General features: G+C 63.3%; 20 protein-coding genes, 3 pseudogenes and 1 riboswitch. Of the genes and pseudogenes, 3 read left to right on the forward strand and 20 right to left on the reverse strand.

The features are described 5' to 3' along the window. Nucleotides 1–9: 9 nt before the first annotated feature. The 6 genes and pseudogenes from nusB to EKK97_RS26290 form a co-directional block, all read right to left on the reverse strand. Entirely contained in the window at nt 10–516 is a 507-nt protein-coding gene (nusB, locus tag EKK97_RS17230; RefSeq protein WP_159553736.1) for a transcription antitermination factor NusB, read from the reverse strand. Beyond that, nucleotides 513–1,016 carry a 6,7-dimethyl-8-ribityllumazine synthase gene (gene ribH / locus EKK97_RS17235; protein WP_159553738.1) on the reverse strand — a complete coding sequence of 168 codons (504 nt, stop codon included), beginning with the start codon at nt 1,014–1,016 and terminating at the stop codon, nt 513–515. Before ribH ends, nusB begins: the two co-directional genes overlap by 4 nt. A 111-nt stretch (nt 1,017–1,127) precedes the next feature. After that, nucleotides 1,128–2,294, reverse strand: a complete 1,167-nt coding sequence (gene ribBA, locus EKK97_RS17240; RefSeq protein WP_159553740.1) for a bifunctional 3,4-dihydroxy-2-butanone-4-phosphate synthase/GTP cyclohydrolase II — start codon at nt 2,292–2,294, stop codon at nt 1,128–1,130. 236 nt (nt 2,295–2,530) lie between these two features. Further along, a pseudogene (gene ribD / locus EKK97_RS17245) lies at nt 2,531–3,663 on the reverse strand (bifunctional diaminohydroxyphosphoribosylaminopyrimidine deaminase/5-amino-6-(5-phosphoribosylamino)uracil reductase RibD). An 85-nt stretch (nt 3,664–3,748) separates the two neighbouring features. After that, nucleotides 3,749–4,231 carry a transcriptional regulator NrdR gene (gene nrdR / locus EKK97_RS17250; RefSeq protein WP_159553742.1) on the reverse strand — a complete coding sequence of 161 codons (483 nt, stop codon included), beginning with the start codon at nt 4,229–4,231 and terminating at the stop codon, nt 3,749–3,751. Between the two features lie 137 nt (nt 4,232–4,368). Continuing rightward, nucleotides 4,369–4,991 (reverse strand): annotated as a pseudogene (locus EKK97_RS26290) (copper chaperone PCu(A)C). On the opposite strand from EKK97_RS26290, the gene dsbG reads away from it, so the two are divergent. After that, nucleotides 4,990–5,748, forward strand: coding sequence for a thiol:disulfide interchange protein DsbG (gene dsbG, locus EKK97_RS17265; protein ID WP_159553747.1), 759 nt, complete (start codon nt 4,990–4,992; stop codon nt 5,746–5,748). The pseudogene EKK97_RS26290 and the gene dsbG overlap by 2 nt on opposite strands. Nucleotides 5,749–5,789: 41 nt before the next feature. Here dsbG and EKK97_RS17270 read toward each other — a convergent pair whose 3' ends face one another. The 11 genes and pseudogenes from EKK97_RS17270 to EKK97_RS23925 all read right to left on the reverse strand — a co-directional run bounded on the left by EKK97_RS17270 (nt 5,790) and on the right by EKK97_RS23925 (nt 13,602). Then, a complete protein-coding gene (locus EKK97_RS17270; RefSeq protein ID WP_159553749.1) occupies nt 5,790–6,203 on the reverse strand; it encodes a DUF6691 family protein in 414 nt (137 codons plus the stop codon). Next, entirely contained in the window at nt 6,200–6,661 is a 462-nt protein-coding gene (locus EKK97_RS17275) for a YeeE/YedE family protein (protein ID WP_159553751.1), read from the reverse strand. Before EKK97_RS17275 ends, EKK97_RS17270 begins: the two co-directional genes overlap by 4 nt. A 17-nt stretch (nt 6,662–6,678) precedes the next feature. Beyond that, a pseudogene (locus EKK97_RS17280) lies at nt 6,679–8,458 on the reverse strand (SulP family inorganic anion transporter). A 3-nt stretch (nt 8,459–8,461) separates the two neighbouring features. Beyond that, nucleotides 8,462–8,896, reverse strand: a complete 435-nt coding sequence (locus EKK97_RS17285) for a protein tyrosine phosphatase family protein (protein ID WP_159553753.1) — start codon at nt 8,894–8,896, stop codon at nt 8,462–8,464. A gap of 22 nt (nt 8,897–8,918) precedes the next feature. Then, nucleotides 8,919–9,785 carry an MBL fold metallo-hydrolase gene (locus EKK97_RS17290; protein WP_159553755.1) on the reverse strand — a complete coding sequence of 289 codons (867 nt, stop codon included), beginning with the start codon at nt 9,783–9,785 and terminating at the stop codon, nt 8,919–8,921. Between the two features lie 133 nt (nt 9,786–9,918). Next, nucleotides 9,919–10,140, reverse strand: coding sequence for a thioredoxin domain-containing protein (locus EKK97_RS24950; protein WP_236551269.1), 222 nt, complete (start codon nt 10,138–10,140; stop codon nt 9,919–9,921). After that, on the reverse strand, nt 10,137–10,565 hold the full coding sequence (locus EKK97_RS17295) for a redoxin domain-containing protein (RefSeq protein ID WP_236551270.1): 429 nt from the start codon (nt 10,563–10,565) through the stop codon (nt 10,137–10,139). The genes EKK97_RS24950 and EKK97_RS17295 overlap by 4 nt, the downstream gene beginning before the upstream one ends. A gap of 187 nt (nt 10,566–10,752) precedes the next feature. Beyond that, on the reverse strand, nt 10,753–10,947 hold the full coding sequence (locus EKK97_RS17300; protein ID WP_159553757.1) for a YgaP family membrane protein: 195 nt from the start codon (nt 10,945–10,947) through the stop codon (nt 10,753–10,755). 25 nt (nt 10,948–10,972) lie between these two features. Beyond that, nucleotides 10,973–11,446, reverse strand: coding sequence for a DsrE family protein (locus EKK97_RS17305; protein WP_234286765.1), 474 nt, complete (start codon nt 11,444–11,446; stop codon nt 10,973–10,975). Nucleotides 11,447–12,193: 747 nt separating this feature from the next. After that, a complete protein-coding gene (locus EKK97_RS23920; protein ID WP_201296908.1) occupies nt 12,194–13,003 on the reverse strand; it encodes an MBL fold metallo-hydrolase in 810 nt (269 codons plus the stop codon). Further along, nucleotides 13,003–13,602, reverse strand: coding sequence for an MBL fold metallo-hydrolase (locus EKK97_RS23925; protein ID WP_201296909.1), 600 nt, complete (start codon nt 13,600–13,602; stop codon nt 13,003–13,005). Before EKK97_RS23925 ends, EKK97_RS23920 begins: the two co-directional genes overlap by 1 nt. A 200-nt stretch (nt 13,603–13,802) precedes the next feature. Between EKK97_RS23925 and EKK97_RS17315 the strand changes: the two genes are divergently transcribed. Next, on the forward strand, nt 13,803–17,672 hold the full coding sequence (locus EKK97_RS17315; RefSeq protein ID WP_159553759.1) for an Ig-like domain-containing protein: 3,870 nt from the start codon (nt 13,803–13,805) through the stop codon (nt 17,670–17,672). A 23-nt stretch (nt 17,673–17,695) separates the two neighbouring features. Here EKK97_RS17315 and EKK97_RS17320 read toward each other — a convergent pair whose 3' ends face one another. Together EKK97_RS17320 and EKK97_RS17325 are read right to left on the reverse strand one after the other, a co-directional pair. Then, nucleotides 17,696–19,039 (reverse strand): HlyD family type I secretion periplasmic adaptor subunit, encoded by a 1,344-nt coding sequence (locus EKK97_RS17320; protein ID WP_159553761.1) that lies wholly within the window; start codon nt 19,037–19,039, stop codon nt 17,696–17,698. Further along, nucleotides 19,023–20,786: a type I secretion system permease/ATPase gene (locus tag EKK97_RS17325; protein ID WP_159553763.1), complete on the reverse strand. Its 1,764-nt coding sequence runs from the start codon at nt 20,784–20,786 to the stop codon at nt 19,023–19,025. The genes EKK97_RS17320 and EKK97_RS17325 overlap by 17 nt, the downstream gene beginning before the upstream one ends. Before the next feature lie 267 nt (nt 20,787–21,053). Further along, nucleotides 21,054–21,133, forward strand: a riboswitch (cyclic di-GMP riboswitch). Between the two features lie 61 nt (nt 21,134–21,194). On the opposite strand from EKK97_RS17325, the gene EKK97_RS17330 reads away from it, so the two are divergent. Beyond that, a complete protein-coding gene (locus EKK97_RS17330; protein WP_159553765.1) occupies nt 21,195–22,517 on the forward strand; it encodes a type I secretion C-terminal target domain-containing protein in 1,323 nt (440 codons plus the stop codon). Between the two features lie 102 nt (nt 22,518–22,619). On the opposite strand, the gene glyA is transcribed toward EKK97_RS17330, so the two are convergent. Continuing rightward, nucleotides 22,620–23,885, reverse strand: a complete 1,266-nt coding sequence (glyA, locus tag EKK97_RS17335) for a serine hydroxymethyltransferase (protein ID WP_159553767.1) — start codon at nt 23,883–23,885, stop codon at nt 22,620–22,622. Between the last annotated feature and the right edge of the window lie 386 nt (nt 23,886–24,271).

Consider the following 24,271-nt stretch of genomic DNA (forward strand, 5'->3'; position numbering starts at 1 on the left):
ATGGCACCTTCAGCCACGACGTGCCCTGACCTCGGCGCTACGCAACCGGGCGGCCAGCTTGTCGAGGATACCGTTGACGTACTTGTGCCCGTCGGTGGCGCCGAAAGACTTGGCGAGTTCGACGCCTTCGTTGATCACGACCCGGTAGGGCACTTCCAGACGTCGGCTGAGCTCATAGGCGCCCAGGCGCAGGATCGCCAATTCGATGGGATCGAGATCCTCCAGGCGACGGTCGAGCAGCGGAGCGATGGAAGCATCCAGATCGTCGCGGAAGCGCACCACGTTGTGCAGCAGTTCGTGAAACAGCGCCAAGTCGGCGATCTGCATCACCTTGGCCCAGTTCTCGTGATCCTCGAGATCCTCGTCGGGCTGCTGGCTGCGGAACTCCGCCTCGATCGAGGTGGCCGACTTGCCGGTCATGTGCCACTGATAGAGCCCCTGTACCGCCAGTTCACGGGCCGCTCGCCGCGCTTGCTGGCCCGCTGAGGGGGGGCGTTGCGGGCGCGATGCACTCATGAAGCTTCTCCGTTGCGGCCTTCGCCGTCACCGAAGCCACGCAGCAAGGAAACCATTTCCATGGCCGCCATGGCCGCTTCAGCCCCTTTGTTACCGGCCTTGGTGCCGGAGCGCTCAATGGCCTGTTCGATCGAGTTGACCGTCAGTACGCCATTGGCAATGGGCGTCTCGAACTCCAGCTGAAGATTGCCCAGCGCCGCGTTGCAGCCACCCGCCACATATTCGAAGTGCGGCGTACCACCACGGATCACCGCGCCCAGGGCGATCACCGCATCGGGACGCGCCACCTGCAAAGCACGCTTGACCGCCAGCGGCAATTCCCAGGCACCGGGGACATGGACGATATCGATGTTCTCGGCATCCACGCCGTGGCGCACCAGGCTGTCCACGGCGCCCTCGACCAGGCTGTCGACGACATGATGGTTGAAACGTCCCACCACGATCACGTAGCGACCGTCGACGTCGACGAAATTGCCTTCCAGTTGAGACAGGGTATGCATCGCTAATTCCTGATGAAAAATGGTCCTGCTGAAAACGATATGGGTGCTGCCGAATCGAAAAGCCGGCAGCCAGTGCCGGCCCACGCGCTTCGTCACCCGACGAGCACCGGCTCAGTCGCCCTCGACGCTCTCTTGTTCACCCGCCCGCTCACCCGGCGCGATCAGCTCGACCACCTCGAGATCGAAGCCGGACAGCGCCGAGAACTTCCACGGCGAGCTGAGCAACCGCATGCGTCCGACACCCAGATGGCGCAGGATCTGCGAGCCGGTACCGATGGTAAGGTAGTTGCCGGCACCGTCGGAGTCGCTGGTGCGCGGCAGGCGCCGCCGCTCGAGGAATACTTCCAGCTGATCGCGGAAATCCTGGTGCGGACGGCCGTCGTCGAGCAGCACGAATACGCCATGCTCGACCCGGGCGATCTCTTCCAGTGCGCTGTGGGTCGTCCAGTTACGGCTTTCGCTCTTCTGCAGGCCCAGCAGGTCGCGCATGGTATCGGCCAGGTGCACCCGCACTGTGGTCAGGTCTTCGGGGCTGGGGTGTCCCTTGACCAGCGCTACATGATGCGCATTCTGGATGCGATCGTGAAAGACGTGCAAGGTCAGCTTGCCCACGGCCGTATCGACCAGCGTGGACTCCACCGGCTCGACAGTCTGTTCGTTGTGGATGCGGTAGTGGATCAGATCGGCGATGGTGCCCATCTTGAGGCCGTGCTCGGCGGCGAAGCGCTCGAGCTCGGGGCGACGTGCCATGCTGCCGTCGTCGTTCATGACTTCGCAGATCACGCCGCTGGGGTCGAAGCCGGCCAGGGCGGCCAGGTCGCAGGCCGCCTCGGTATGACCGGCACGGCGTAGCACGCCACCGGGCTCGGCCATCAGCGGAAAGATGTGACCGGGCTGAACGATGTCCTCGGGGCGTGCGTTGCGAGCGGCAGCCACCTGCACGGTACGCGCCCGATCGGCGGCCGAAATTCCGGTGGTCACGCCCTCCGCCGCCTCGATCGACAAGGTAAACTTGGTCCCGAAGCCGGAGCCGTTGTCGCGAACCATCAGCGGCAGATTGAGGCGCTCGCAGCGCTCGCGGGTCATCGGCATGCAGATCAGGCCGCGCGCGTGGCGCGCCATGAAGTTGATATGCTCGGCCTCGACCTTCTCGGCGGCCATGATGATATCGCCTTCGTTCTCGCGATCCTCATCGTCCATGAGGATCACCATCTTGCCCTGCCGAATGTCTTCGATCAGTTCTTCGATGGAAGCCAGGCCCCCGGGGGAAGATTTCACGCTGGAATCTCCGGTATGTCGATCGACTTGCTGGACGATAGTGCACCGCAACAGAACGTTGCCGGCCATATCGCACCACTTTGAATGGGCGTCAGAGTACATTGGCGCGGCTTCGGGCGCCAGTAGCGAGTACATTGGCGCGGCTTCGGGCGCCAGTAGCGAGTACATTGGCGCGGCTTCGGGCGCCCCTCCCCAACCTCCTACCCCGGGCTCATCGCACAGGAGGCTACGACGCTCTACTGCCGGCGCTCCGGCCGCGCCGTGATCCGCCAGTCGCGCCCCACGGCGCGGATGTCGAGGATCTCCAGCGGACGCTGCTGCGCCATGCGTGTCAGCCCCGGCAAGGCGAACAGCGGGCGCGCCTCGCCGCCGAGCAGCGTCGGCGCCACGAACAGCTGCATCTCGTCGACCAGGCCGGCATCCAGCATCGCCCCGGCCAGCGTAGCCCCGGTCTCGAGCAGCACCTCGTTGACCAGCTCTTGCTCGGCCAGGTAGCGCATCAGCGCCGAAAGGTCGACACGGCCATCATCGCCAGCACGCAGCACCACCACCTCGGCGCCAGCCGCCTCCAGGCGTGTGCGGCGCTGCGGCTCGTGCCCGGGCACGGTCGCGACCAGCGTGCGCCCTGGCTCACGCAGGCAGGCTGCCGCCTGAGGCAAGCGTAGTTGGGTGTCGACCACCACCCGCAGCGGCTGGCGCGCAGCGATGGCTTCGGCATCATCGAGGCCCAGCTGCGAAGCGCGCACCGTCAGGCGCGAATTGTCGAAGATGATCGAGTCGACACCGGTCATGACCGCACTGGCGCTGGCCCTGAGTCGCTGCACGTCTTCCCGCGCGTGGGGCCCGGTGATCCACTGCGACTCCCCCGACTGCATGGCGGTGCGCCCATCGAGGCTCATGGCCATCTTCAAGCGGACGAACGGACGCTGGCGCGTCATGCGGGAGATGAAGCCAGCGTTCAGCTTGCGCGCTTCCTCCTCGAGCAGTCCTACCTCGACTTCGATTCCCGCCTCGCGCAGCATGGCGATACCGCGCCCGGCCACCTCGGGGTTGGGATCCTGCACGGCCACCACCACGCGTTGGATACCGGCCTCGATCAATGCCACCGCACAGGGCCCGGTGCGGCCGTGGTGGGAACAGGGTTCCAGGGTCACGTAGGCGGTGGCGCGACGAGCGGCTTCCCCGGCCCTGCGCAGGGCATGGATTTCGGCGTGCGGCTCGCCGGCTCGCACGTGCCAGCCCTCGCCGATCAGGCGGTGGTTCTTGACCAGTACGCAACCCACGCGGGGTTGGGATGAGTGGTATAAAGGCCGCGGCGGGCGAGCTGCAGCGCCCGGGCCATCCAGGCAGCATCGGTCGGCTTGGCCATATCGCTCCTATGCTTCGTTGAGACTAGCTGCACCCGCACGCCAACGGTGGCATCGACAGCCAAACCGAGACGCAGGCCTGCTGGGCTAGTCCTCGGCGGTACCCGGCGGGAAGCCGGGCTCTTGAGATAGGCGATCGATCTCGGCGCGGAACTCGTCGATGTCCTGGAAACGCCGGTAGACCGAGGCAAAACGGATATAAGCCACCTGGTCCAGGCGCTTGAGCGCCTGCATCACGGCTTCGCCAATGTCGCGCGCCTGGATCTCGCGCTCGCCGCTGGCACGCAGGCGATGACGAATCTGCTCCACCGCCGCCTCGATGGACTCGGCACTGACCGGGCGCTTCTCCAGCGCGCGCAACATGCCGGCCCGCAGCTTGCGGTCATCGAAGGTTTCCCGGGAGCCATCGGACTTCACCACTCTGGGCATGACCAGCTCGGCGGTCTCGTAGGTGGTGAAGCGCTCGCCGCAGTCGGTGCATTGGCGGCGACGACGCACCTGATCGCCCTCCGCTACCAGGCGGGAGTCGGTCACGCGGGTGTCATGGGCGCCACAGAAGGGGCAATGCATGGTATCGATCCGAACGTGAAGCGGGGCGACCCAGCGGTCACACGTGGGTCACGATTCATACTTCCTGCCCCGGTATTGTACCCACTCCCCCGTCACCCGCCCAGCTTCGACGTCGCGCCCCGGCCGGTCTGCCTCGCCTAGTGCGCGTGGTCATGCTTGTGGTCATGAGCGTGCGCGTGACCATGCTGCCCTTGTTCCTCTACCACAATACGCTGAACCGGTGCTTCCAGACGCTGCGATTCGCCCGACTCGAAGCCAAGCTCGATCTCGACGGGCTCGCCTTCGACCAGCGGGTCGGTCAATCCGATCAGCATCAGATGAAGCCCCCCGGCGCCAGCTCGACCGACTCGCCGGCGGGGACAACAAGCTCGGGCAGCTTGCGCATTTGCATCACCCCATCCACGTCTACGTGGTTGTGCAGCTCCAGCGTTTCTGCCGCCGGCGAATGCGCAGTGACCAGCACCACCTCCTGCTCCCCAGGGTTGCGCAGCGTCATGAAGGCAGCGGAGGCCGGCGAGCCGGGCGGCACGGCACGCACCTGCGCCTGTTCGATGACCAGAGGGTCGGCCAGGGCCGCGAACGAGACCAGCGAAAGGCCGGTGGCAACCACTAACGAACGGGGCAGCATCATCTCGTGACTCCTTGTTGTATCGTGGCACTTGGAAGGTAGCGCACAGCATACTACGACGTTTGCGAAGCGCTGTCGGGATGCGTCAACGCGACTCAGCGATGGATTCGGCAACCAAGGAAATCCGCTCATGCCCTTTCGATTCACCCTGCTCTCCTCCGCCCTGGCTGTGCTCGCTGCCGCCCCGGCGATTCATGCCGACGACTGGCCGCCGCCCATTCGCGCCCTGGTCGCCGAGGGCCTCGAGGTCCATGGCGATTTTCCGGCTCCCGATGGCCTGACGGGTTACGCTGCCAGCCATCAAGGGCGTGAAATGACCGTATTCGTGACCGCCGATGGCCAACACGCCGTCGTCGGCACCCTGATCGATGCCGAAGGCAATGACCTCTCCGAGGCACCGCTGGACGAACTGGTGCGCGCGCCCCAGGAAGATGCGGTCTGGCAGCGCCTGGAGGAGAGTCACTGGATCGTCGACGGCAACCCCGAGGCCCCGCGAGTGCTGTATACCTTCACCGATCCCAACTGTCCGTTCTGTCGCCAGTTCTGGGAGGCTGCACGCCCTTGGGTCGAGGCTGGCGAGGTTCAGTTGCGCCACGTCATGGTGGGAGTGCTGCAGCAGGACAGCCCCGCCAAGGCCGCCGCCATGCTGGGCGCCGATGATCCCGAGACGGCCCTGCACGACCATAGCATTGGCGCTGATGAAATCACCCCTTCGGCCCAGCCCCGACGCATCGAGGACATGGTCTACCGCAATAACCAGCTGTTCGATGAACTGGGCCTTTACGCCACGCCGACCACGGTTTACCAGCGCAACGGCCGCCTGGAGCGGGTGGACGGCATGCCCAGCGAGGAACGCCTGGTGGAAATGATGGGTGGTGCGGCTCCCTGAGAAGCTCATCGGCAGCCGCCACGAGGCGGCCGCCGTGGCAATCATGAACGAGCGGGAACGGCCCGAGCCAGAAACCAGCCTGCGACCATGGCAATCAACATGGCGAACAGCGGCGCCGTCAATCCGGCAACGGAGGCGATCGCCGGCCCGGGACAATAGCCGGAAAGCCCCCAGCCGATGCCGAACAGGGCGGCTCCGCCGATCAGCCTGGTGTCCAGGTCCTGGCGGGTGGGTAGTTGGAAAGCCCGGGCGAACACTGGCCGCACCAGGCGGAACACCAGCCGATAGCCGATGAAGGTGGTCGCCACGGCTCCGCCGAGCACGAACATCAGCGTCGGGTCCCAGGCGCCAAAGAAATCGAGGAAACCGAGCACGCGGGCGGGGTCGGTCATGCCGGAAAGCGCCAGCCCCAGGCCGAACAGCAGCCCGGCAATGTAGCCCATTAGCGTTTTCATGCCCCACCCCCGAGCACATGCCGCACGATGTAGACGGTGGCGATGGCACTGAGCAGGAACGTCACCGTGGCCACCATGGAACGCGGCGACAGCCGCGCCAGGCCACACACGCCATGACCGCTGGTGCAACCGCTGCCGAGCCCGGTTCCCACGCCGACCAACAGGCCGGCCACCAACATCAGCGCCACGCCACCGGCGGGCTGGCCAACCACCTCCCCAGGCTCTCCGACCACATTGCCCAGGCCGCCGCCCAGCAGCATGAGCAGCAGCGGACCGCTGACCAGCCCCGCCACGAAGGCGATGCGCCAGGCGCTGTCACCCTTGGGCAGGGTTGTCACCAATCCGCCGACGATGCCGCTGATACCGGCGATGCGGCCCAGCGTTGCCATCAGCCACACGGCCGACAGCCCGATGAGTACTCCGCCCACCAGCCCCAAGAGACTCGATGTCCAGTCCACATTCTTCTCCTACGTTATCATTCGAATTTGAAGCTGCTCTGCCGCGGGGCGGCCGGCTCATCGGCCCCGCACACATCACCCAATGTCCGAGCCCCGCCATGCAGCGCATTCCAGGCATCATAGGTGCTCAGAAATACGCACCCACTCAGCTCGCGGCAAAATGGGGTGTTCTTCAGTCGGTCCATGACAGGTCCCTTGACCTCCGCCAGGTGCAGCTCGACCCCGGCGTCGCGCAAGCGCGCATTGATCGCCTCCAGGCTCTCGAGCGCCGACGCGTCGACGACATTGACCGCCTGGCAGGCCAGCACCATATGGCGCAGGCTGGGCCGGCGTGCCGCCAGCTCCATGACGGTATCCTCGAGATAGCGCGAATTGGCGAAATAAAGGCTTTCGTCGACGCGCAGGATAGCCAATTGCGGGTCGGTTTCCACACGATGCCGCTCGACGTTGCGGAAATGCTCGGTGCCCGGCACCAGCCCCACCAGGGCGCTGTGGGGCCGACTGGTACGGTAGAGATGCAGCGCAAGCGACAGTCCCACCCCCACCAGGATACCGCTCTCCACGCCATGCCCCAGGGTCGTCAGGATAGTGGCCGACATGGCGGCAAAGTCACTGCGCGAGTAGCTCCAGGTACGGCGGATGGCGCCGAAATCGACCAGCGACAGCACCGCCACGATAATGGTGGCCGCCAACGTGGCGATCGGCAGGTAGGCAATCAGCGGTGTCAACAGTAGTGCTGCCAGGGCGATGCCCACCGCAGTGAAGGCCCCAGCCGCAGGGGTCTCGGCCCCGGCATCGAAATTCACCACCGAGCGGGCGAAGCCGCCCGTGACCGGCATGCCCCCCGAAAAGGACGCCGCAATATTGGAGGCCCCCAGCCCCACCAGTTCCTGGTCCGGGTCGATACGCTGGCGCCGCTTCGCAGCGAGGGTCTGCCCCACCGAGACCGACTCCACGAAACCGATCACGCTGATCAACAGTGCCGCCACGAACAGTTGGCTCCACAGACCGCTATCGAAACCGGGCAGGGTCAGCGGCGGCAGGCCTGCTGGCACTGCCCCTACCACGGCCACGCCCTGTGCATCCAGGCCCAGCCCCCAGGTGGCCACTGTGGTCACTGCCACGGCGAGGATAGGCGCAGCCTTGGTCAGCATGTCCGCCGGTCGTGCCGGCACGCCCAGCTTTCGCAGGCCCGGTTTCAGCCAACGGCGCGCGACATGGAGAAACGCCAGCACGGAAAGACCGATGATCAGCGTAGGCCCGTTCACTCCCCCAGGTTGCCGCCCAGGCTGACCAGGAGCTCCAGCAGGTTGTGACCACTGGCTTCCACGCCCAGCACATGCTTGAGCTGACTGGCGGCAATTATCAGCCCCGAGGCGGTGATGAAGCCCGAAATGACCGGGTGGCTGAGGAAATTGGCCAGAAAGCCCAACCGGGCAATTCCCATCAGGATCAGGATCAGTCCCGAGATCAGCGCCAGCACTAGCGCAGCGCCGAGGTATTCCGGCGAGCCCTGGGGGCGATCTGCCCCACCGCTGCCGCCGTCATCAGCGATACCACCGCCACCGGCCCCACCGCCAGGGTCCGACTAGTGCCGAACACAGCATAGACCACCAAAGGCGCGATGCTGGCGTAGAGCCCCACCTCGGGTGGCAGGCCGGCCAGCATGGCATAAGCCAGCGACTGGGGAATTAGCATGATGGTCACGATGACCGCCGCCAGCAGGTCGCTGGACAAGGTGGCACGCCCGTACCCTGGCAGCCACTGCAGGATCGGCAGGTAGCGCTTGAAATTCATCGCTCAGTTCTGCCTGGCAGCGGCTTCCAGCTGGGCACGACGCTCCTCGAGGTCATGCCCCGCAGCACGTGCGACGGCCAGCAGCATGGGAATGTTGCATTGAGCCTCACGGCTGCGCGCATGTGCCCACAGATGCACCGCCCGCCTGCCGGTCCGGCAAAAGGCAAGGATCGGCCTGGGCAGCTCATCCAGGGCCCTTCCGAAGGCCTCGATATCGGCATCACCGTATTCACCCGGCGTCACCGGGATGCAACGCCACTCGATCCCCAGCTCGGCGGCCTTGGCACTGAGGGCACGGTCGTCTGGGTGATCCTCCGCTTCACCAGATCGGCGGTTGCAGATCACCGCACGAAAACCTTGGCGGGCGACCTCCTCGAGATCGCTCGGAGTCAAGGCATCGGCGATGGCAAAGCCGGGCTCAATTTGATGTATCTGCATGGCGGCTCGCCTCCTGTCCGGCTCAGAACTTGTTGATCGGCACCTTGAGATAGACCTGGCCGTTGTCCTCGGGCGGGGGCATGTGGCCGGCGCGCATGTTGACCTGTACCGACGGCAGTATCAGGCGCGGCATGTCGAGTGCCGCGTCGCGCTCGGTGCGCATTCTAACGAACTCCTCCTCGCCGATGCCTTCATGAACGTGGACGTTATGGGCACGCTGTTCGGCCACGGTGGTTTCGTGCCGGTACTCCTTGCGTCCCGGCGCCTTGTAGTCGTGGCACAGGAAGAGCCGGGTCTCATGCGGCAGCGCCAGGACCTTCTGGATGGACCGAAAGAGAGTGCGCGCATCACCGCCGGGAAAATCGCAGCGGGCAGTGCCGTAGTCGGGCATGAACAGGGTATCGCCGATGAAGGCGGCATCGCCGACGACATAGGTCAGGCAGGCCGGCGTATGGCCGGGTGTATGCAGCACTCGCCCTTCCAGGTCACCGATGGCGAAGGTATCGCCTTCCTCGAACAGGCGATCGAACTGGCTGCCATCACGGGCAAACTCGGTGCCTGCATTGAAGGCCTTGCCGAAGACGTCCTGCACCACGGTGATTCTGGCGCCGATGCCGGTCTTGCCACCGAGCTTCTCGTGAAGATAGGGGGCGGCGGAAAGGTGGTCTGCGTGAACGTGGGTCTCGAGGATCCACTCGACCTTCAAGCCCTCGCGCTGGATGAAGTCGATGATGGCGTCGGCGGAACGCACGTCGGTTCTGCCTGCGGCGTAATCGAAGTCGAGCACGGAATCGACGATGGCGCAGGCGTTGCTGCCGGGATCCTGCACGACATAGCTGAAGGTGTTGGTCGGCTCGTCAAAGAAGTGGGTCACGATCGGCTTGGACATGGTAATCGACCTCCGTCGGTGTAGCTTCCGAGCAATGGCATAAATATAGCACAATTAAAGTTATATAAATATTATATTTTGCTATAACAGAGATCGAACCCCGGACCTGACAGACCGGGGTCCGAGAGAAGCTTCAGAGCGACTTCTTGCAAAAATACCAGTCGGTGTACTCGTAGCCCTGCTCCTTGCGCGCCTCGGCATCAGCCACGGTGTGCGGCGGCGGCACGATGACCGGCTCGCCCGGCTGCCAGGCCTCGGGCGTGGCCACGCCATGCTCGTCGCTGGTCTGCATCGCCTTGACCAGGCGCAGCACCTCATCGATGGAGCGGCCGTTGCTCATCGGGTAGTAAATCATGGCGCGCAGCAAACCCTCGGGTCGATGATGAAGGTGGCACGCACCGCCGAGGTGTCGCTGGCTCCCGGCTGCACCATGCCGTAGGCGTTGGCCACCTTCATCTGCAGGTCCTCGATGATCGGGAAGGTTATCTCGACGCCGAAGTTCTCCTTGATGCTGCGGGTCCAGGCGATGTGGGCATGAATGCCGTCGATGGAGAGTCCCAGCAACTCGGTATTGACGGCCTTGAACTCCTCGGCGCGCTGCGCGAAGGCCATGAACTCGGTCGTGCACACCGGCGTGAAGTCGGCGGGGTGGGCGAACAGCACCAGCCACTTGCCCTTGTAGTCCGACAGCGACTTCATGCCGTGGGTGGTCTTGACGGTGAAGTCCGGGGCCGGGCGGTTGAGCTGGGGCATGACAGGCTGTGAGATCTGAATGTCCATCTTGATGCTCCTGAAGGTTGGTGTGAAACCTGGATCTAACTTCAGTTATAACGTTATTACTTTTATGGATATGGCTACCAATTGAAGTTCCCGATGGTGGCGATAGCCAAGCCCACGGCAGCGAAAAACAGAAGGCGCCATCGCCCAGGAGCGACAGCGCCTTCATCACCAGTAAGTGGGCTCCCGGCTACTTCTTGGAAAGCTTGCAGGTATTGATGCCCAGCAGCTGATACGCCGGGCAGAAGTTGAACAGCCCAGTCGCCAGCGGCAGCACGCCGATCCAGCCCCAGACGCCGATCGTGCCGGTCAAGGCCAGGCCGATCAGAACGGCACCGACCACGATCCTCAGAATCTTGTCGACAGCGCCTACGTTGCTCTTCATGGGATTCACCTCACGAGGTAGGAAATCAGAAGCTGAATACGGGGATGCTCGGGTTGCGCATCATCTCGGCCATGGGACCGGGTGCAGCCACGCCGACACCCTCGCGCAGATCCTCCTGCGCGTACTCGCTGTTGGGCAGGTAGATGGCACACACATTCACGCTGGCGCCGTTGTCCATCAGCTTCTGCAGAATGCCTTCCGGCTTTACCTGACCCGCAGGATTGCTCGGCGGTGTCGCGATGGCTTCCGCACTGGCGTACCCCTCGACGGCGAGATTGCCGGCTGCATCGCACAGCAGGATCGAGAGATCGGTGCCCTGCTCCTGCATGGCATTGGAGAGAATCATCGCCATGCCCTGAGTCTGCAGCGAGTCGCTGGTGAGGATCACCAGCGCCTTGTCATGCATCTCCCCACCGCCGTGGCTATCGGCCATGGCCAAGGCTCCCCAGGTCATGGCGCCTGCCGCCACCGCTGCCACCAGGCTCGACTTGAACGTCATCGGTTAATCTCCTCTTCGCTGTGCTGCCACTGTTTGAGTTGCCGTTTTGTCGACGATCACTTACCAGGTACGAGTCACTCTGCCGGCCGCCAGGCCACGTCGGGATCGATCTCGTAGCTCCACGGCAGCCCGGAGTTTCGCCATCCGTCGACGGCGCAGACTCCCTTCGAATCGCCCTCACCGAGATTTGCCGCCCTTGAAGCTCATCGGTGACCGAGTAGACTTCGCTGGAGCCCATCCTTGCGATGGCATCCACCGCAAGCACGCTGCGGGTCGAACCCGAGCAGCACATGACGATGATGGTGTCGTCCTCGGCTACGCTCAGCACCTCCAACTGTGCCTGCATTTGGACGGCGAAATTACTGGGCCACGGCATGTCCGGCAGACAGCACTCGGTCATCAGACCGATAGCCAGCAACTGCCTATTCATAACCCAATCATCTAAGTAAATAACTTTATTTAAGCTTAGAGCATCCGCTCAGCCTTGGCATGTGTCATGTGGCCGCAGCTTGATACATATCAAGAAAAGCCGCTCCTAGGAGTAGGAGACCTATACGGCTCTCTGCTCAAGCCAGGGAACGGCATTAGTTATGGTGGGCGCGTCACGACACAAGACGGGATTCGGCGAATGAGCGAGCAGAGCGCAAGGGAGAAGGCGTTCCAACGTCCAGGTCGCCAGCCACTGACGTCATGCCTCGATGTAGATACTCAGCACAGCAAAGTAGTGAGGATAGCGCTGCATTCCGCCTACAGCTCGATACAATCGCCATAGAGGGGTATCTCGGCCTCGATGCCACTCTCGGCGAGCGCGTCCTTCAACACTTTCTGGGTTTCCGGCTCGCCGTGCACCAGGTAGAAACGCGGATGATCCCGGAAGGCCCCGGCCCAGCCAATCAGCTGGCTCTGCCCGGCATGGGCGGAAAAGCCACCGATAGTATGTACCTTGGCCCTCACTGCCAGTTCCTGCCCCAGCACTCGCACCCGCTCGGCACCGTCGACCAGTTGGCGACCGAGGGTGCCGGCGGCCTGGAAGCCGACGATTACCAGGCGAGTATTGGGTTTCTCCAGGTTATAGCGGAAGTGATGCACGATGCGCCCGCCGGTGCACATGCCGGCACCGGCAATGATGATAGCCCCGCCGTGGATGCGGTTGATGGCCATCGATTCCTCGACTGTGCGTGTCATGCGCAGGATCGGCAGGTAACGGCCGACATCGCCACTGGCGGCGATATTGAGCACTTTGAGATCTTCGGCATCCAGCGACTTGCGCGCCCGGTGATAGAGCTCCGTGACCTTGATCGCCATGGGACTGTCGAGAAAGACCATCTGCTGGCGTAGCCGGCCCTCATGGTAGAGCACGCTGAGGTGATAGAGGATTTCCTGGGTGCGGCCCACGGCGAAGGCAGGGATCAGCACATTGCCACCACTGGCGTGCGCCTCCTCCAGCACTTGGGCAAACTCTTCGAGCGTCTCTTCGAGCGGACGGTGGTCACGATCGCCATAGGTGCTCTCCATCAGCACCAGATCGGCATCAAAGAGCTTCTCGGGTTCTTTCATCAATACCGAGCTGGGATTACCCAGATCCCCGAGAACACGAGGCGCTTGGTCTGACCACCGGAGGGTACCGCCAGCTCAACGATCGCTGATCCCAGTATGTGGCCGGCATCACGGAACACCAGCGTCACGCCACCGGGCAGTGGCACAGGCTGGCCATAACCCTGGGACTTGCACAACCTGAGCGTTCGCTCCACATCCTCCATGTCATAGAGCGGCTCGACCAATGGTTTGCCGTGACGCTTGCGCCACTTGTTCTCCCATTCGACGTCCTTGGCCTGAATGAAGGCGGCATCCTCGAGCATGATATCGATCAGATCGCGCGTGCCCCGAGTACAGTAGATAGGACCGCTATAGCCTTCGCGGACCAGCTTGGGCAGCAACCCCGCATGGTCCAGATGACCGTGCGAGATCACCACCGCATCGAGCTGTCTGGCCAGGTTTCCGAATGGCGTCGTGTTGGCGGCATCTGCCTCCTTCCCTCCCTGGTGCAAGCCGCACTCCAGCAATATCCGGTAGGTTCGCTGGTCACCTTCCACCTCGATCAGGTAACGAGAACCGGTCACCTCTCCCACTGCCCCTTGGAATGTCAATGTCGCCATCAGCACAAGACCCGCCATTCAGTTAGCCCTGTCTTCAGCATAACGGATGGCAGCTTTTCCAACAGAACCAAAAACCCGCTCTGGATCAGCTTTGTATGGTGTTTCTGGGAGTCCGGGGATTGCGTCTTTGAGGTGGAGGCCTGCCACGGATGCTCCCTACCATAGGGAACAGGCAAGGTGATCCTGGGGGAGGGGCTGCCATGAATTCATCAGTACAGCCAGGCGAAGAGGAAGACGCCGGCCTGGTGACACTCGACACACTGAACGACACGGAGTCGATCTCCACCACGGTTCAGTTCCAGCATGGCCGGGATGGCTATGCCGGGGTCAAGGATACCTACCTGCATCAGTCCTCACCCAATACCGGCCAGGCCGCGGCCACGCTGCTCAACGTCGACAGCGTGGACCAGGGGGGCGAGGTGCAGACCCTGCTGCGCTTCGAGAACATCATCGGCAGCGGGCCCGGGCAGATCCCGCCCGGCGCCGTCATCGTCTCCGCTACATTGGAGCTCAACACTACCGGCAAGGGTGACGGAGCGCGACTGCATCGCATGCTGATGCCCTGGCAGGACATCGACACCTGGAACAGCCTGGGCAGCGGCATCCAGGCCAACGGCCAGGAGGCCGCACTACAGCACGACATTGATACCGGCTTCGTCCCCGCCGGCACCACCCGGCTCGACGTCACCAGCAGCCTGCAGGCCTGGGCCGACGGCCAGCCCAACTACGGCTGGGCCTTCCTGCCGCGGGGTTCCGACGGCTGGGATTTCTCCTCGGCGGAGGGGAGTGTGCCGCCCAAGCTGATCGTCGAATACCGCTTCGAGAGTGATGGCGAGCCGCCGGCCAACCGTCCTCCGGTGGCCGTTGACGACAGTGTCACGACCACCCAGGACGTGGCTGTCGAGATTGACGTGCTGGCCAACGACAGCGATCCAGACGACGACCCGCTGACGATAGGCAGCTTCACCCAGCCGAGCAACGGAAGTGTCACTCTTACCGATGACGACACTTTAACCTACACGCCCGAGGCCGGTTTCACCGGTGAGGACAGCCTCGTTTATTCCGCCTCGGATGGGGAGCTGGACAGCGATCCCGCTACCGTGACCGTCATCGTCGAGCCCACGAGTTCGACGCCGCCGACCACAGGCAGCGTGCAGTTCCAGCATGGCCAGGACGGCTATGCCGGGGTCAAGGATACCTACCTGCACCAGTCCTCGCCCAACGCCAGCCAGGCGACCTCGAAGTCGATCACCGTCGACAGCGTGGACAAGAAGGGTGAGGTCCAGGCCCTGCTGCGCTTCGAGCACATCTTCGGCAGCGAACCCGGCCAGATTCCGCTCGGCGCCGTCATCGTCTCCGCCACACTGGAACTCAACACCACCGGCAAAGGTGATGGCGCCCGGTTGCATCGCATGCTGATGCCCTGGCAGGACACCGACACCTGGAACAGCCTGGGCAGCGGCATCCAGGCCGATGGCCAGGAAGCCGCGGTACAGTATGACCTGAGCACCGGCTTCGTCCCCATCGGCACCACCCGGCTCGACGTCACCGCCAGCCTGCAGGCCTGGGCCGACGGCCAGCCCAACTACGGCTGGGCTTTCCTGCCGCTGGGCTCCGACGGCTGGGACTTCTCCTCGGCGGAGGGGAGCGTGCCGCCCAAGCTGATCGTCGAGTACCGCTTCGAGGGTGATGGCGAGCCGCCGGCCAACCGTCCTCCGGTGGCCGTCGACGACAGCGCCACGACCACCCAGGACGTGGCCGTCGAGATCGCCGTGCTGGCCAACGACAGCGACCCGGACGGCGACCCGTTGACGGTGGGCAGCTTCACCCAGCCCGCCAGCGGGAGCGTCACGCTTAGCCCCAACGGTACCTTCACCTACACACCGGCTCCGGGCTTCGTCGGAGACGACATCTTTACCTACAACGCCTCGGATGGGGAGCTGGACAGCGATCCCGCTACCGTGACCGTCATCGTCGAGCCCGCAAGTTCGACGCCGCCGACCACAGGCAGCGTGCAGTTCCAGCATGGCCGGGACGGCTATGCCGGGGTCAAGGACACCTACCTGCACCAGTCCTCGCCCAACGCCAGCCAGGCGACGGCGACATCGCTCACCGTCGACAGCGTGGACAGAAAAGGCGAGGTGCAGACCCTACTGCGCTTCGAGCACATCTTCGGCAGCGAACCCGGCCAGATTCCGCTGGGTGCGGTGATCGTCTCCGCCACGCTGGAACTCAACACCACCGGCAAGGGCGACGGCGCCCGGCTGCATCGCATGCTGATGCCCTGGCAGGATACCGACACCTGGAACAGCCTGGGCAGCGGCATCCAGGCCGATGGCCAGGAAGCCGCGGCTCAGTACGACCTGAGCACCGGCTTCATCCCCGTCGGCACCACCCGGCTCGACGTCACCGCCAGCCTGCAGGCCTGGGCTGATGGCCTGCCCAACTACGGCTGGGCCTTCCTGCCGCTGGGTTCCGACGGCTGGGACTTCTCCTCGGCGGAGGGAAGCGTGCCGCCCAAGCTGATCGTCGAGTACCGCTTCGATGGCGAGCCGCCGGTCAACCGTCCGCCGATGGCCGTCGACGACAGCGCCACGACCACCCAGGGCATGGCCGTCGAGATCGCCGTGCTGGCCAACGACAGCGACCCGGACGGCGATCCGCTGACGGTGGGAAGCTTCACCCAGCCCACCAGCGGCACCGTCACGCTGAACCCCAGCGGCACCATCACCTACACGCCGCACCAGGGATTCATCGGCAGCGACAGCTTCACCTACCGGGCCTCGGACGGTAGCCTAGAGAGTTCCTCCGCTACCGTCATCGTCTCCGTCACGTCGGGCACACCACCGCCCCTGCCCGTGGAAACTTCCTACATCGCCACGTCGTTCGGCACCAGCGACCGGCGCAACTTCGAGCACACCAACGCTAACAAGAGCTTCTTCCATGACGGCAAATGGTGGGCCGTCCTGCCGGAGCAAACCGGCTGGCACGTCTATCGCTTCGACGGCGCCCTGCCCGAGCCAGGCACCATGGGGGGATGGAGCAGCGCCAGCCCCACCATGCTGACCAGCGGACGGCGCGCCGACATCGCCTGGCACGACGACAGCGACACGCTCTATGTGCTCAACTTCGGCCCCAGCGAAACGAAACCCCGGCTCTACCAGATGAGCTACGACGATCAGGCGCAAACGTTCTCGATCCAGTCGAACGTTCAGTTGGCCGGCTCCGGCGGCAAGCTCGCGGGCGCCGAATGGGAGCGGAATACCGAAATGTCCCTCGGAGTGGATCAGAACGGCATACCCGTCATCGCCATGATCGGCCCCTCGGCCTCGGGTGGCAGCTCGGGACTGAAGCTGGCCTACCCAACCTCCTCCAGCCTGGCCAATTGGGCAACGGTGACCATCGACAGTGGTCCCAGCACCGGCACCGGCAGCAACGGCGACAACAAGGTCGATTTCGTCGCCTTCCAGATCGACGGTGTCGACTACGTCGGCCTGGTTTATGGCGATATCTCGACGGGGCACTGGAAGCTTGCCTATCAGGCGACGCCCTCCTCGCCCTCCGGCTATGCCAGTGGCTGGGCGATCGAGACGATCACCGACTCCATCACGCTCGACAATCACCTCGCCGTGCTGTGGGACGGCAACAGCATCATCATGACCGTCAAGGACGACAAGAATGCCATCTGGGCGATAAAGGGCATGCCGGGCGATTGGGATAGCCCCGTGCTGGTTCATGCCGCCACCCACAACGGAAGCCGCCCGACACTGGCTTTCGACGAGGACAATCAACAGATCTTCGTGTTCTACCAGGAGAATACCAACCGTCCCTATGGCGATATCTATTTCAAGTCTTCTTCCACCGCTGAACTGAGCTTCGATGCCTTGGCCTCTGGCACGAAAATCATGACCAGCACCCAAGCGGGAGAGAACATGAGCGATCCGCAAACACCGGTACACGCCGTAGGCGCTGCCACCGACGGCATGTTTTATCTCTTTGCACGCAATCAAGAAACACAGGAGATCTGGTACAACGACATCCAGCTCAACGACGACACCTTCATCGCCTGATATCGGTTCGCCAGGGCAGGAGTTCACTCCTCCCGCACCGCCCTGGCGAACATGTCGGCAAGGGGCTTGAGCAAATAGCTGGCGAAGGTACGCTCGCCGGTACGGATCATGACCTCCGCCGGCATTCCCGCCAGCAGTTGCATGTGCCCGTTCATGGTCTCTTGCCCCTCGTTGGAGACCCGCAAGCGTACGCGATAGAAGCGTGCGCCGGTCGCCTCGTCGAATTGGCTGTCGGCACTGACATAAACCACCTCGGCCGGGCTCGTATGAGTGCGACGCTGATTGAAGGCAGTGAAGCGAATCTCCGCAGGCTGGCCAGGATAGAGATGGTCGACATCGCGACCCGCAACGCGCGCCTCGATCAGGAAACCATCGCCCAGTGGCACCAGATCCAGCAGCGAATCGCCGGGGCGCACCACGTCACCGACCGAGTGCACCCGGCGGTCCACCACGGTACCGCTCACCGGCGCCTTGATGACGGTACGCAGCACCTGGTCCGACAGCGACGTGACGCGCTCCTCGGCCTCAGCTACCCGGGCCTGGACATCCCGCAACTGCTCGCCGACATCCTTGTGGAACTCCTGCAGGCGGATCTCCCGCAGCATGCGATTCTCGCTCAGCTGCGAGCCCAGCCTGCCGATCTCGGCCCGCCGACCGGCGATCTCGCCTTCGAGCTGCAGCAGGTCCCGCTCGACCTCGCGCAGGCGCAGGTTGTTGACGAGCCCCTTGGCAAAGAGCCCGCGCAGATCGTTCTCCTCGGCCCGCAGCGAGGCCAGGTGGCGCTCTCCCAGGCGCACCGTCTCCTCCAACCCCTCGATCTGGCGCCGCAACTGCACCATCTGTTCATCCAGTGCCTCCAGGGTGCCATGCTGAGATTGACGCCTGGCGACGAACAGAGCCTGCTGCAGCGCCAACACTTCCTGAACTCGTGGCAAGTCGCTCTCCGTCAGCTCGCTGGGCATCACCAGCGTATCGCTGCCGCTCTGCTCGGCGATCAAGCGCAGCTCCGCCGCGCGATGAACGAGATACTGGGTGCGCGCTATCTGCAGCTGACTGCGCGCCTGCGTGTCATCGATGACTACCAGCGGCTGGTTGGCCATGACCCGGTCACCGTCCGCAACGAGTATCTCGCGCACAATACCGCCCTCCAGGTGCTGTACCGTGCGCCGGAACGACTCCGCTGCCACGTGTCCCGGTGCCACCACCGAGACGGAGAGTTCAGCGGTGAAGGCCCAACCGGCAAAACCTCCCAAGCCCAGCAGCAAAATCAGCAGACCGAAACGATGATAGCGGTGCTCATCGAGAGGAACGTTCGCCTCGGTTGGTACCGCGCCCCTGTCCAACGGCATCTCATGCGCGCTGTTCATTGTCGCCCCTCCCTCCGGCTAGCCCCGTCATCGCTGCCATATGGGTGCGAGCCGTTGCGGTGGCGGGCACGGGCTTGACGGTCAGGCGCGCCATTACCTCGTCGCGCGCGCCGAAGAGTTGTACCTCCCCGTCGCGCAGCAGCAACAGCCGGTCCATGTCCTTCAGTACGCTGATGCGGTGGCTGATCACGCATAGCGTGACGCCCTCCCGCTTGAGTGCCGCCATGGCTGCGGCCAGCGCCTGCTCGCCGCGATCGTCGAGATTGGCGTTGGGCTCGTCGAGCAATACCAGTACCGGGTCGCCATAGAGGGCACGCGCCAGGCCGAGGCGCTGACGTTGGCCACCGGAGAGTCCACTGCCGGAGGCGATCACGGTGTCGTAGCCATCGCCAAGGGAAAGAATCATCTCGTGCACGCCGGCCTTGCGCGCCGCCGTCACCACCCGGGATGAGTCGAGGTCGCCGAAACGGGCGATGTTTTCGGCAATGGTACCGTCGAACAGTTCGATGTCCTGGGGCAGGTAGCCGATGAATGGTCCCAGCGCGTCGCGACTCCAACTTGTGATATCGGCGCCATCGAGACGTACCGTGCCGCTCAGCACAGGCCAGATGCCCAGCATGACCCGAGCCAGGGATGACTTACCGGCCGCACTCGGCCCGATGATGCCCAAGTGCTCGCCGGATGCCAGTTCGAACTGGATGCTCCGCAGCACCGGGATTCGGCCACCTGGCACGGTTGCCGTCACGCCTTCGAGTCGTAGCTCTCCCTTCGGCTTCGGCAAGGGCATGCGCTCGGACTCTACCGGCACCTGGAGAAGCAGCTCCTCGAGACGACGATAAGCGCTGCGCGCAGCAATGCATCCTTTCCAGGTGCCGATCATGCGATCAATAGGCGCCAGCGCCCGCCCCATGACGATGGAGCCGGCGATCATCGTGCCCGGGGTCAGCTCGGCCCGCAGCACCAGCCAGGCCCCAAGCCCGAGGATCAGCGACTGCGCCAGCAATCGCAGCACCCGGGCGGCAGTGGCCAACGTCTCGCCGCGATCGCTGGCGCGCGACTGCCCGGCCAGGCAACGCCTATGGCTCTGCGACCAGCGGGCCAGGATGTCAGGCAGCATGCCCATGGCATGCAGCGCTTCGGCATTGCGCAGGTTGGCATCGACGAGCTCGTTGGTATGGATCTGTTCGGCAGCGGCTTCGCTCAATAACGGCTGGGTGATCTTCTCGCCGACAACCGTCAGCACCAGCAGCAGCAAGCCGGCCAGGGTGGCGAACAGCCCCAGCCAAGGATGGAAGAGAAACAGCACTGCCAAGTAGACCGGCACCCAGGGCGCATCGAAGAACACCAGCAAGCCATTGCCGGCCAGGAACTGACGCAGCGTGGCCAGGTCGCTCAGCGGCTGAGCCGACTGCCGACTCCCCGTGATCAGGCTGCGCTGAAACATGGCCTGGTAGAGCCTCGTGCCGAGCCGCAGGTCGAGGCGATTGCCGATACGCACCAGCATGCGATAGCGCACCAGCTCGAGCAGCCCCATGATGGCGAACAGGAAAATCACCACCAGGGTGAGCATCAACAGGGTTTCACCGCTCAGGGTCGTCAGTACCCGATCATAGACCTGCAACATGTAGATGGCGGGTACCAGCATCAGCAAATTGACGAACAGGCTGAAGAGCCCCACCGAGGCAAAGGAATCCCGGCAGGCATGCAGTGCATGCCGAAGTTCCGAGGCTTCCCTTTTCTCGACCATGACAGGTCACCTGCCGGGCAGACGCGAGCGCGCGATACGCTTACAGAAGAATACAGGTTATCTCATTCACGGTAGCACGCGGTGGGATAGAAGGTTGATGAGGCGTAGAAAAATGGTCGATACGAGTGAGTCTCGCCATACTGGGCAGCGCCTTGCAGGCACTGCTCCCAAACAAAATTGTTGCACAAATTTACTTTTGGGTAACAATTTGAATTGAGCCTGTCGCCCGCAGGGAGCTTACTCCTCTACAGACGCTGCGCTTAGCGCCATCAGTACCGCCAAACCTGCAGCGATGCAGGGACGGAAAGCCACGGGTCTCGTCCTCACGAGACAGCCGGGCCGCCTGAATCAGGCGCCTTGATATAACCAGAAGAAACACAAGGCGGCGAAACAGGCAGCGAGCCCGGCTTGGCCAATGCCTGTTCCAGCTCGAACCAAGATCAGGCATTGAGGGTTCGTACGATGATATCCTTCTTCCAGTACCTCGGTGACACCAATCTGGATAGCCAGAACGTCTTTTCCAAGGAGTACACGGCGTGGCTCAGCAGCGTCGTACTCGGTGACCCAGGCGTCACGGCCTGGCTCGAGACCCAGCTCGAAGGCGATCAGCTCGATGCCTTCCGGGAAGGCAACTACAAGGTAGAACTCAACCAGAACAGCATCGATGGCGCGCCCTACCTGACCTTCGGCGATAGCAGCAGCTTCGAGCTGACAGAGCTTTTCAGCGGCGAGAAAGATTCCTTCGAGTGGACCAAGGGAAAGATCACACACGAACGCTGGTTCTTCGATAGCTATTCCGTCCCTGGCGGCGAGGTCGAGAATCGGGCGCCAACCGATATTCGCCTCGATATCGACCTTGAGTTTGCCCAGAGCCTGAATGGATCAGGGAACGCCACTACTGGCGGCCAGACCCCCTCAGGAGTGGTTCTTGGCACACTATCAGCAATTGATCCCGATGAGGGTGATACCCACACCTTCGAAATCGTCGCTGGTGATGGCCGTTTCGAGATCGTAAACGGAAATCAGCTGAAACTTAAGGAAGGTGAAGTTATCAAGGAGGGGGACGGAACCTTTACGATAACGATCGAAGCCAAGGACGAGGGTGGCCTGACTTACTACGAAGTTTTCACTTTTAAAGCCGGAGCATTAGGCAATACCGCTGATACAATCCCGGGAACCGAGGCCTCTGGAGATGGTACGCTGGAAAATCCCGTGGTAGGTGACGATATCATCTTCGGCTTCCGAGGCACGGATACTCTCAATAGTGATGACTCCAGTGGCGACGTTATTCTGTTCGGTGGCCATCACAACGACACCTTGTATGGTGGAGAAGGCAACGACCAGCTGTTTGGCGGCAACGGCGGCGATACCCTCATTGGCGGCCAGGGAGACGATATTCTCTGGGGCGGTGAGGGCGCCGACACCTTCAAGTGGATGCTGGGCGATCAGGGCAGCGTGGACACCCCCGCCGTCGACAGGATCATGGACTTCAGCAAGACGGAAGGTGACAAGATCGACCTCAAGGACCTGCTCGGCGGCGATGCCGAACTGCTCTTTACCGAAGAGGACGGCAAGGCCGAACTGCATATCGAGACCCAGGGCAGCGGCGTCGATCAGAAGATCATTTTCGACAATGCTTCCCTCGCCGAGCTGCAGCTGGCCTTCGAAGCCACCGACGCGGCCGATCTGGTGACCAAGATGCTCGATAGTGGCAACCTGATCATCGAGTGATCCAGCGACGCCTGTACCACCCGGCCGCTGCCAAGCTGCGCCAACGCAATGCCCCGCGCCACAGGCGTGGGGCATTGCTGTCACAAGGAAGTGAAAAAGCGCTCAGCGATAAACCGGGAAACGCGCGCAGACGCTCTCCACCTTGTCCTTCACCTCGGCTTCGATGGCGGCAGTGTCCTCGCCCTTGGCCATGGTGTCGAGGATGTCGCAGATCCAGCCGGCCAGCTCACGGCACTCATTCTCGCCGAAGCCACGCGTGGTCACGGCGGGAGTACCGATGCGCAGGCCAGAGGTCACGAACGGGCTCTGCGGGTCGCCGGGCACGGCATTCTTGTTGACGGTGATGTGGGCGCGGCCCAGGGCGGCGTCTGCATCCTTGCCGGTCAGCCCCTGCTTGATCAGCGAGAGCAGGAACAGATGGTCCTCGGTGCCTCCGGAGACCACGTCATAGCCGCGCTCGATGAACACCCCGGCCATGGTCTGGGCGTTCTTCACCACCTGCTGCTGGTAGGCCTTGAACTCGGGCGCCATGGCTTCCTTGAAGCACACCGCCTTGGCGGCGATGACGTGCTCCAGCGGGCCGCCCTGGCCACCCGGGAAGACGGCGGACTGCAGCTTCTTCTCGATCTCGGCGTCGCCCTCGGAGGAGAGGATCAGGCCACCGCGCGGACCGCGCAGGGTCTTGTGCGTCGTGGTGGTCACCACGTGAGCATGGGGCAGCGGGCTCGGGTAGATCCCGGCGGCGACCAGACCGGCGATGTGTGCCATGTCGACCAGCAGATAGGCGCCAACTTCGTCGGCGATCTCGCGGAACTTGGCCCAGTCGATGATCTGGGAGTAGGCGGAGAAGCCGGCGATGATCATCTTCGGCTGGTGCTCACGGGCCAGCCTCGCCACTTCCTCGTAGTCGATGCGGCCGCTGTTGTCGATGCCGTACTGTACGGCGTTGTAGTGCTTGCCAGAGAAGTTCGGCTTGGCGCCGTGGGTCAGGTGCCCACCCGCATCGAGGCTCATGCCCAGCACCGTGTCGCCCGGCTTGACCAGCGCCTGGAACACGGCACTGTTGGCCTGGGAACCGGAGTGCGGCTGGACGTTGGCATAGCTGGCGCCGAACAGCTGCTTGGCGTAGTCGATGGCCAGCTGTTCGACGATGTCGACGTACTCGCAGCCACCGTAGTAACGCTTGCCGGGGTAGCCTTCCGCGTACTTGTTGGTCAGCTGGCTGCCCTGGGCCTCGAGAACGCGGGGGCTGGCATAGTTCTCGGAAGCGATCAGCTCGATGTGCGCTTCCTGGCGAGCGACCTCTTTTTGCATCGCATCGAACAGGGCGTCATCGAAACCGGCAATCGTCATGTCACGGCTGAACATTGGCGGGGAACCTCGCATACGGGGAAAGTCAGGATGCGCCATGATACCCCAGCCCATGACGGCTTTCACATGAAAGGCCGTCATGAACGGGTGCAGAATTTCTCATGCAGGGTTTAGTCGGCTTGGCGAAGCCCTGACGTGCCTGCTCGATGTATTGCGCTTCGGTGATGCCCTCTCTGGCCACTTCGAGGGACACGAACCGTAACAGTCTACCTCGACTTGCGACATTCGGCCCTTTCGGGAGGAGAGAAACCGTAGGAACGAGACGAACCGCAATCGCTCATCGATGGCAGCGGTACCCAGCTTCGGCTACTCTCCTAAAGGAAGAAGAGAACCATTGGGAAAAATAACCTTGCAAAAACAAACAGAAGCCTGGCTTGAAGGAA

The sequence above is a fragment of the Billgrantia tianxiuensis genome, assembly GCF_009834345.1.
GTDB lineage: Bacteria > Pseudomonadota > Gammaproteobacteria > Pseudomonadales > Halomonadaceae > Halomonas > Halomonas tianxiuensis.

What these genes read in the sequence shown, in the direction of transcription:
- EKK97_RS17290 (WP_159553755.1), bottom strand. Translation starts at nt 9,785, where the DNA reads ATGTCCAAGCCGATCGTGACCCACTTCTTTGACGAGCCGACCAACACC.
- EKK97_RS17295 (WP_236551270.1), bottom strand. Translation starts at nt 10,565, where the DNA reads ATGGACATTCAGATCTCACAGCCTGTCATGCCCCAGCTCAACCGCCCG.
- nusB (WP_159553736.1), bottom strand. Translation starts at nt 516, where the DNA reads ATGAGTGCATCGCGCCCGCAACGCCCCCCCTCAGCGGGCCAGCAAGCG.
- nrdR (WP_159553742.1), bottom strand. Translation starts at nt 4,231, where the DNA reads ATGCATTGCCCCTTCTGTGGCGCCCATGACACCCGCGTGACCGACTCC.
- EKK97_RS23920 (WP_201296908.1), bottom strand. Translation starts at nt 13,003, where the DNA reads ATGAAAGAACCCGAGAAGCTCTTTGATGCCGATCTGGTGCTGATGGAG.
- dsbG (WP_159553747.1), top strand. Translation starts at nt 4,990, where the DNA reads ATGCCCTTTCGATTCACCCTGCTCTCCTCCGCCCTGGCTGTGCTCGCT.
- EKK97_RS23925 (WP_201296909.1), bottom strand. Translation starts at nt 13,602, where the DNA reads ATGGCGACATTGACATTCCAAGGGGCAGTGGGAGAGGTGACCGGTTCT.
- EKK97_RS17300 (WP_159553757.1), bottom strand. Translation starts at nt 10,947, where the DNA reads ATGAAGAGCAACGTAGGCGCTGTCGACAAGATTCTGAGGATCGTGGTC.
- glyA (WP_159553767.1), bottom strand. Translation starts at nt 23,885, where the DNA reads ATGTTCAGCCGTGACATGACGATTGCCGGTTTCGATGACGCCCTGTTC.
- EKK97_RS17305 (WP_234286765.1), bottom strand. Translation starts at nt 11,446, where the DNA reads ATGACGTTCAAGTCGAGCCTGGTGGCAGCGGTGGCGGCAGGCGCCATG.
- EKK97_RS17315 (WP_159553759.1), top strand. Translation starts at nt 13,803, where the DNA reads ATGAATTCATCAGTACAGCCAGGCGAAGAGGAAGACGCCGGCCTGGTG.
- ribH (WP_159553738.1), bottom strand. Translation starts at nt 1,016, where the DNA reads ATGCATACCCTGTCTCAACTGGAAGGCAATTTCGTCGACGTCGACGGT.
- EKK97_RS17285 (WP_159553753.1), bottom strand. Translation starts at nt 8,896, where the DNA reads ATGCAGATACATCAAATTGAGCCCGGCTTTGCCATCGCCGATGCCTTG.
- EKK97_RS17320 (WP_159553761.1), bottom strand. Translation starts at nt 19,039, where the DNA reads ATGAACAGCGCGCATGAGATGCCGTTGGACAGGGGCGCGGTACCAACC.
- EKK97_RS17270 (WP_159553749.1), bottom strand. Translation starts at nt 6,203, where the DNA reads ATGAAAACGCTAATGGGCTACATTGCCGGGCTGCTGTTCGGCCTGGGG.
- EKK97_RS17325 (WP_159553763.1), bottom strand. Translation starts at nt 20,786, where the DNA reads ATGGTCGAGAAAAGGGAAGCCTCGGAACTTCGGCATGCACTGCATGCC.
- EKK97_RS24950 (WP_236551269.1), bottom strand. Translation starts at nt 10,140, where the DNA reads ATGATTTACTACCCGATGAGCAACGGCCGCTCCATCGATGAGGTGCTG.